Consider the following 8,450-nt stretch of genomic DNA (forward strand, 5'->3'; position numbering starts at 1 on the left):
AACTTGCATCTGCTGCCGCCGCTTGGAACATCTGTGCATCTCGCCAAGATGAACTCGAAGTTGCAAGAAAAGAAAACACCGACCCGTCTGCGATCGCTAAAAAAGTATCTAACTTCGCCTTTGCTGCTTTCCCCAATGAAATTATCTCCCGCCTGGAGCAACTGCAATTTACCGAACCGAAGTTAGTCACACTTTTGAATGAGGCAAATCAATTTTTGGATAGAAAGTGGAACCCAGACGAAAAGCACCTGATAGAAATCAGAGCTAGTCACCACCCACCGGGGCATGAACGCCACGTTTCCAGACTAATGTTTGTCCAGGATACTGACATCGAATATAAGGAATTCGCCATGCTCGAAACCAGGACTGGAATGTTACCTATTGGCACAAAGGGACAAGCTAGTTTCGTTGGCGTGGAACCCGCGACTGCCAAAGCAACTATTGGACTACCAGGAAACGAGCCGGTTGAAATTACTATCCGTGAACTCAAGAACTTCTCTTATGCAGGACTTGTTTTTAACGCCGAATCGGTCAGCTTAGAATTTGGCACTGTGCCAGTGACTGACAAAACAGTAAAAATCAAACTTGATGGGAAAACTCTGGGTGATTTAGACAGTGATTCTGTCCAACAGTTGAAACAAATTGATTACCTGAAAAATGGTAATCCCCTAAAATTAAAGCTCACGTCAATCTCTGAGACAGGAGATCAAGCTTTTGTGCTGGGTGAGTCTCCTAATGGAAATCTCCTCAAAATTAATAAAATTAACTTTTATGATTTTTCTGGTCAGACATTCAATGATCAAGATTACCGAAAACTGACTATCGAAACCTCAGCTTCTAAAACTAGAGATGCTGTATTTTTGAATGGTGAACCTCTGGGGGTATTGCACTTCAAAAAAGACAAAGACGCGCTCAGACAACTTGGGCTACTCAAAACCGGAAAACTTACACCCGCCGACGCTATCATTGAAAGTAATTTTTCTGTTATTTGCGCTCAAATAGACCCTAATACCGTTGAATATCCCCAGAGGTGGACGAAGGAATTTCAGGCTTTTGGGACTCAATCAGTTAATTCTGAACAACAAGAGATGATTGAGAGTAGTGCGAATATTCTACATCATATTAAAGAGCGCCCTACTTTCTTATTTTCGACAGAATCAAACAAAAAACTTGGAGTCATGGGCTTGGCTGTTGACAACCAGAAAGCTGATACTGTAACTAAATGGTTAACTGCTCAAAAAGTTGAATGGCAACAAGTACCAATAGAAGATGTTATCAGGGAAACTCAAAAAGGTTTAACGGTCTTTAATTTAGTCAGTAGTTCAATTCCTCCCAAAACTTTGGATAATATGACCAAGAAATTTGGGGCTGTGATTGAATCTACTCTTGAGTATCAGCAATTTGTTAGCTCCCTTGCCACACGACCGCAGTTTTTGAAACCACCAGAACAAACAGCACAATCCCAGAAGGAGCAAAGCCGACATTCCACTCCACCCCAAGATATTCAAAATGTCGCCCCAAGAGCCATCAAAGGTAAACCAATTCCCATGAACTACCCTTTAATGATGCATGGTGAACCGAACCCACTACCTGTAAATACTTGCATTGATGCCATGCGCGGATACGGCAGAACTCACACTACTAGAGCTTATGAGCCTTACAAACAGTATGGATTTAAAGAGGGTGATATTGCTCTAGCCACAGGTGGTGGCAAAGAAGTTGCTTTTCGAGTTGGTAAACAATACCAAATCTCACAACAAATGATTGCTGACCAAGAGTATCAGCAGCAGTGGGCGAATATGGAGAAGCACTCTGCCAAAGCATTAAGTGAGTTGTTTAGCGGGAAGCCCCAAGTGTGGGGACTTCATGTCGAACCGTTGGGTGATTTTGTGGATGGGAAGATAATTCCGTTTGGGCAAGCACAAAGCCAAGTGACATCCACCCAAGAAGTTCAAAATTCATCTGTAACTATTGATGACTTGAGACAGTGGTACAGTGCTGTTGATAAACTAGGCAAGCCGGAAGCCTACAAGCAAGGGATTGTAGAAGTCGCCAATTCTTTTAAGACTAGTGGACAGCTATCACCCCAAGCAACAGAGGCAATGTCCAAGGATAAGCAAGACTTAGAAGCAGTTAGCCGACTCACCCAAATTGCTCAGAAGGTGGGTATGGTCTGGGGGCAACCTGCACCTGACGGTTTTACGTTCGTCAATGGAAAAACTTACGATTTGAGCTTTAATGCCCAAACCAAAAATTTAGCTTTAGCCCACAAAAACGGCGATGTAATTTTGAGCCTGGAAGCAGGCAAAGTGCAAATTAACAAAGTAACTTCAGAAGTGCTACAAACTTTCGAGAATGCGAATACTCAGGTAGATAAAGCTTTGGCTCAAAAGAAAGAGCAGGATGTAGAATTACAGAGCTAGATTTGGATAAATTTCACCAGAAATATAAATAATAAATGAGTTATGAAAATAATTAATTTATCAGAAGCACAAGTTTTTTATAATCAAGGTTTAGAATATCTCAAAACCGGGAATATAGAGGCGGTAATTCAATGTTTTGAGCAAGCATTACTATTTAATCCTAATTACGCTGAAGTCCACAATTCCATAGGAATGATTCAGTTTGAAATTGGCAAGTACGAAGGTGCAATTCAAATGTTCAATAGCGCATTAGCTATGAACCCAAATCTAGCGGGAGGGTATAATAACAGGGGCTTGGCTCGATTAAAAATCTGTCATAAATCAGAATTTCCTAAAGTTGTTGAGGACTATAATCAGGCGATTGCACTTAATTCAAATTTCATTGAGGCTTATCTAAATCGGGCTGAAATCTATAAAAATTATCTTGGTGATTTTCAAGCGGCAATGGAGGATTTTGGCAAAGTAATATCACTTGACCCTAACCGCATCGAAGCTTACATAAACAAAGCAAATATCCATTTTTTATTGGGAGAATCGCCAGGATCACTTGCAGAGTTAGAGAAAGCATTGCTTCTCAATCCTGATTGCCCAGAAGCTTATTGCGGTAGAGGAACAGTAAGGTTTCATTTAGGCGATAAGGAGTCAGCCCAAAAAGATTTGTTTAGAAATTAATAGGCGTCAATTCAAATGTGAAATATGTAAAAAACCGTTTAGTGAAAATTTAGATTTTGTCAGAAAGAAAAGAACTTATACAAAGCGGCTTGCACAGAAAACAATACAAGAAGTTTTAGAAAACGATATCCACACTGTAGCTTCAAAAGGAATAATCACAACAGAAGAGATAGAAGGTATGTTGAAAGACGCATCAGAACAATTATCAAATTCAAAACCTTTAAAATTAAAAAGACTTGGAATTGATGAGATAGCTCTAGTTAAAGGAAAAGGAAGGCATCAATAACAAACTCAAGCTAATTAAGCGTTCCGCTTATGGGTTCAGAAACTTTAATAATTTTAGAGTAAGATGCTTATTGAATTGGCATTTTAATTATTAGTTAAGCATAACAAGTACTGAAGAACCATAATGTTTTACTCCATATTCGTTATTTATATTGAATGAAAAAGTGCCTAACTTAAATTTAAAAGATTGGAATATATATTAATTTGTACCAAAAACAATCAAATTTATTTATTAATATTAAAAAGATTAAGAGCAATTTATAAAAATTATTAAATTACTGATTAGTGGCTATTATTGAACATCTTTGAGGATTTCCTTAGCTGCTTCGTTTCCTAAACTTATAGCTTTCCGTAAATCCTCTATTCCTTGAGGCTTATTTCCATTCATAATGTGACTAACACCTCGGACAAAGTAGGCTTTGTCATTATTGGGATTTATCTTAACTGCTCCGTTACAGTCATCTATTGCCTCACTATAATCTTTCAGGTGAAAGTGGGCTGAACAACGTAAAAAGTAGGCTTCGTCATTATTAGGATTTATCTTAACTGCTTCGTTACAGTCATTTATTGCCTCACTATAATTTTTTAAACTCACATGATCTGAACAACGGTTCACGTAGTCTTTATCAAGTTTAGAATTTGTTGCAGAATTCAAATTGTTAGCAAAAATAATCAGTGAAAGTGAAGAAGCTGCTATTAAACCTATTAAAATAAGAGCAATCATTTTGTAACGGATAATTAGTAAATTTATGTAGGCTTGCGTAAAGTTGGGATCAATATGCAAAGCTTGGTTGTAATCGTTTATTGCTCCCTGTTTGTCCCCTAGTGTAGAACGTGCAAGCCCCCGATTGTTGTAGGCATCGGCATGATTAGGATTAATACGCAAAGCTTGGTTGTAATCGTTTATTGCGCCCTTTGTATCTCCCAATATATAACGGCTAAGTCCCCGGTTGTTGTACGCATCGGCATCTTTATCCTTGTAAGAGGTTTGTTTTTTAGGAAATATATCAATATCAAGTTTTGTAGAACGATCGCACCAATAACACTTACCATAAGTTCGGCTATAATAGTGGCTGTCTAGCTTTCCACAGATAGTTAACTCATTAACAGCAAGTCTGAGCGCCTTTACCCAATCCCCAGCAGTTGGGCGCAAGTTAGAATTTTTATAACCATCGTTAAAACATCTGAGAAAGCATCGTTGAACCTCTGGGTGAATAATCTCAAGGGGAATTGTCCTTTCTACAGGTTGAACCAAACGGTTTGGTGCATACAGCCATAAACCCCGGCGGATAAGTTCATTAGTTTCTGGAGTATCCCCCGTACATGTCCACTTTCCCGCAAAAGGACTTTCACCACCAAACAACAACTGATAGATAATCACTGCTAACCGGAAGCGATCGTGTACTTCCGTTTGATCAATGCTAGAAAAATCTTTATCAATCAGTTCCGGTGGTGTATAATCCGGTGAACCAACTGGACAACGATAAATTTTGCCATTTACCGGATTGCGAACCTGAAAAGAGTCAGTATCAATAATTGAAGGTAAGGCGCGATCGTTAACAAGAATATTTTGCGGCTTGATGTCACCCAAAACATAGCCAGAAATGTGAATTGCTTCAATAATTGAGGCGATATTCAGCGCCGTTGTGTGCAGAAAACGCCAATCAACCTCAAGTTTCAAATCCTTACGACGCTTGGGGTTGTATATATCAATAAGTTCTTTTCCTTCCTTAATTTCCGGCATCAAAAAGCCCACACAGTTACCCTGAGCATCTTTCAGTACCGACTTAGGCCAAGCAAAAGAAATATGATTGAGGTGAGAGTTTGGCTCTTTGGGTCGGTGCGCTATCATCACTGCTAACTTTTGCACACGCTCAGGAGTTTGGTCGTGGTAAATTTTCGCTAAGTAACCATTGCGATTAGTTCGCCAAACTTTACCCTCACCACTATCAGCTATCCGTTCACCCAGCAGAGTAATCAATTGACCCGTACTGGCGCAGGTGAGAACTGTCATCGAATTTTACTCTCTATCAAACAAGCACAAAAGTAAGGTTTTATCATCATCAGTGCGAGAATTTAGCCGTTCAGAGTTGAGGAATTCCATCAAATATTTATCTTCATCCTCTTGATTAACAGGTTCGTGCAAGTATTCCTCCAAAGGTTTAAAGAAAGGCGAGAAGAGTTCCCAGTCGCTCAAGCGAATTGCTACTTTTTCTAGTCCATCAGTGGAAGCACAAATAAACTCTTGTTTTTCGGGAATGACCTTTACCTGCATTTCTTTTAGTGCATTTGTTGAGGTAATAAAAGTTGTTTCATTAGCAAACTCACCTTTATCTGGCTGAAACAACAGTTGATATTGTGACCCTTGGGAACGCATTACAATAAATCCATCCCCGATTTGCATAGCTGCAACCCAGTCAGGAGTTGCCACGAAAACCAATAACGTACAAGCTAAATCATTAATAGAATAATCTTCTTCATTTGCTTGCTTCTGTAATTCTGTAATAACTTTGTTCACAATCTCAGCAAACACTTTCTGAGCTTCTTCTTGGGATAGTGGTTGAGAATCTTGCTTCTGAGGAAATTCATTAATTTCAGAAAAGCATTTGAGTACTGTTTCTACCGCCAAGCGAGAACCAACATCAGAATGTTTAGCACTACCAGCACCATCAGCAACAGCGCCTACAATCACATCATCAAAGATGCGATAATCCCCATAATCTTGACAATCTATCCCCTGTTTGTGATGACTTGTTCCAATCGCAGAACGTGCAACAGCTTTCCAATTCACAAAATTTCCTCTAACTGGTAATTTGACCCCATCCCATAGACGGTAAAGCTACAGCTTGCCCCACTTTGCCACTAGAAACCCGTTTCATTGAAGCAGAAAGCCAGACAAACAAATCACGAAAATTTAAGCCATTTAGCGTAACTGGTGGACGTTCAGGTGGAGAAATTTGTTTAAGGATATTCATATCAGCACCCTGTACACCAACCGCAAAAAATGACAGTCGGCTTTGTGCTTCTGCTTGTCTCAATCTTTGCGCTGCTGAATTCCATGAATCAGTTGGCGTTCCGTCTGTAATCAAAAACACCCAAGGGCGATAATAGAGAATACCGTTGTCTTTATAAGTCTGTTTGCGGTTTTCTAGAAAATCCAAAGCATATTCAATCGCCCCACCCATTGGGGTAACACCACCTACTTCCAATGTAGGCGGTGTAAATTGGTCAATCGTCACAAAGTCTTGCGTGAGTTTAACTATGGGGCCAAATGTAATCATGGCCACTTCCACACTCAGCGATGCTTGGGAATCTTTTAGTACATCTTCTTTGAAAGCAGCAAGTCCTCGATTTAACTCTTGGATAGGCTGACCTGACATAGATCTAGAAGTATCGAGCAACAGAATTACAGGGCAACGATTTTCTGGATTTTCAACAAATTCAGGCATTCCTACAGCCATTTAATGCTCCTTGTCAAGTAAATTATTATACAAAATCACAATTAAGTTTACTAGCTAATAGATACTTAAACAGTAGTGTTTTTACTGAAACAATTTCCCTAACTAAAATATATGGGCTGATGGCGATGTCTACGACGGGCTGCGCCTACGCAATTATTTGTCTACCATGAAGTGTCCAGCATTCGCTAAACTCAGAATTGCTGCAATATTGCTCCTGAAATGTCAGACTCCCAAACTGTTAGCGCTGCTGTTGCCAAACTCCACAATACCTATCCATTTGCCTATGTCTTCTAAATCTAGCTATTAGCCAAGATACATACCAAGACTTTTTCTCACGTCAATTTGTTCAAGATTGTTTAAAAGAATATCAAATTAAACTAGGACTTACGCACGGGTAACGGAAAACGAACCACAGAGGGCGCAGAGGCCACGGAGGAATGAGATTTTTAGAGGGTTTTTGCGTAAGTCCTATAAAGTTTTAATATTTAATTCTTTAAGTCAGGACATTGTTTTATGGAAGGAATAAATTACTCTCAAATAATTAATCAAACGAATGGTTGGTATACGGCAGTCTTTAAACTAGGTATATGGCTATCAAAAGCTAAAAAATATTTCCCAAATAGCAACAATACTTTTATTCGCTGGTTTGATGAGATACTAGCTTACTTTGATAATAAGACAACAAGTGGTGCTGTTGAAGGCATCAATAACAAACTCAAGCTAATTAAGCGTTCCGCTTATGGGTTCAGAAACTTTAATAATTTTAGAGTAAGATGCTTGTTGAATTGGCATTTTAATTATTAGTTAAGCATAACAAGTACTGAAGAACCTTATTTTTAGATTAGGATTTATCTGGCTATGCTATAAACATGGACAATGGCGGCAGAATTTAGAACCAAAATTTAATAGACCTGTATTTTGTAGAAAGACTGGTCATGAGATAGCCAGGACAATTTTAGATGCAAACAAATTAAGTGCATTACCCGTCCTCGAAGGTTCAATAAACACTGCCAATGTTTTTAAATCAAGGAAAGGTAGATACGGAACAATATATCTGAATCCAAAACATTACAATAACCAATCTTTACGCACTTTAGCAGTTGCCGCCCATGAATGCGGACACGCTATAAATTTTCACCTGAATAAAAAAGAAAGTTTTTTATTCATTTCTACATACACATATATCATTTTTGCCATTATTTGTATTTTGGCATTATTTACAATATCATTCTCAAAAACAAATATTTGGTTATTTATGATAGGTGCTGTTCCGGGCTTACTGCTAATAATCTTTGGCTTTTTAGAAGAAAAAGGAGCTACATATCAGGGAATTAGGATGTTACAAAAAAATAACTTAATAGGAGATGAGGAAAAAGATTTTGTCAAACAATACTTGAATTCTAATCTTTTAGACTATGTGTATAAGTATTTTCTTTATATATCTTGGTGGAATGGCTGCATGGCTTTGGTGATTGTAGCTAAAATTGTGCAAACTAATTTTAAAGGCATTTATTTTAAAATCATTAGTTAAATATAGGAATCATATTTGATTTTTGAAAAAGACTACGAGATAATACTGAGGTAAATATCGGTCTAAGAGTGAACCATG

5 protein-coding genes and 2 pseudogenes are annotated in these 8,450 nt (G+C 38.4%); 4 read left to right on the top strand and 3 right to left on the bottom strand.

Going from position 1 to position 8,450, the window contains the following annotated elements; translation table 11 throughout:
• Positions 1-2,423 (top strand): annotated as a pseudogene (locus tag G1O98_RS34810) (hypothetical protein); the annotation flags it as partial.
• Positions 2,424-2,465: 42 nt separating this feature from the next.
• Positions 2,466-3,095, top strand: coding sequence for a tetratricopeptide repeat protein (locus G1O98_RS34815; protein WP_163938365.1), 630 nt, complete (start codon positions 2,466-2,468; stop codon positions 3,093-3,095).
• A gap of 577 nt (positions 3,096-3,672) precedes the next feature.
• Here the strand turns inward: G1O98_RS34815 and G1O98_RS34830 are convergent.
• Genes G1O98_RS34830 through G1O98_RS34840 form a run of 3 tightly spaced genes read right to left on the bottom strand, consistent with a single transcriptional unit; the run spans position 3,673 to position 6,841 of the window.
• Positions 3,673-5,394 carry a tetratricopeptide repeat protein gene (locus G1O98_RS34830; RefSeq protein ID WP_163938368.1) on the bottom strand — a complete coding sequence of 574 codons (1,722 nt, stop codon included), beginning with the start codon at positions 5,392-5,394 and terminating at the stop codon, positions 3,673-3,675.
• A gap of 6 nt (positions 5,395-5,400) precedes the next feature.
• Entirely contained in the window at positions 5,401-6,171 is a 771-nt protein-coding gene (locus G1O98_RS34835) for a PP2C family serine/threonine-protein phosphatase (protein ID WP_163938371.1), read from the bottom strand.
• A 10-nt stretch (positions 6,172-6,181) separates the two neighbouring features.
• Complete coding sequence (locus tag G1O98_RS34840; protein ID WP_163938373.1) at positions 6,182-6,841, bottom strand: VWA domain-containing protein; 660 nt, start codon at positions 6,839-6,841, stop codon at positions 6,182-6,184.
• Between the two features lie 567 nt (positions 6,842-7,408).
• Between G1O98_RS34840 and G1O98_RS34845 the strand changes: the two are divergent.
• Positions 7,409-7,645: pseudogene (locus G1O98_RS34845) on the top strand (transposase); the annotation flags it as partial.
• Positions 7,646-7,691: 46 nt separating this feature from the next.
• On the top strand, positions 7,692-8,372 hold the full coding sequence (locus tag G1O98_RS34850; protein ID WP_345940628.1) for a zinc metallopeptidase: 681 nt from the start codon (positions 7,692-7,694) through the stop codon (positions 8,370-8,372).
• Positions 8,373-8,450 lie beyond the last annotated feature (78 nt).

It is taken from the genome of Nostoc sp. UIC 10630, assembly GCF_010747425.1.
Taxonomy (GTDB): domain Bacteria; phylum Cyanobacteriota; class Cyanobacteriia; order Cyanobacteriales; family Nostocaceae; genus Nostoc.

Excerpts from the sequence above, each read along its gene's own strand:
- G1O98_RS34840 (WP_163938373.1), bottom strand. The coding sequence starts at position 6,841 with ATGGCTGTAGGAATGCCTGAATTTGTTGAAAATCCAGAAAATCGTTGC.
- G1O98_RS34815 (WP_163938365.1), top strand. The coding sequence starts at position 2,466 with ATGAAAATAATTAATTTATCAGAAGCACAAGTTTTTTATAATCAAGGT.
- G1O98_RS34830 (WP_163938368.1), bottom strand. The coding sequence starts at position 5,394 with ATGACAGTTCTCACCTGCGCCAGTACGGGTCAATTGATTACTCTGCTG.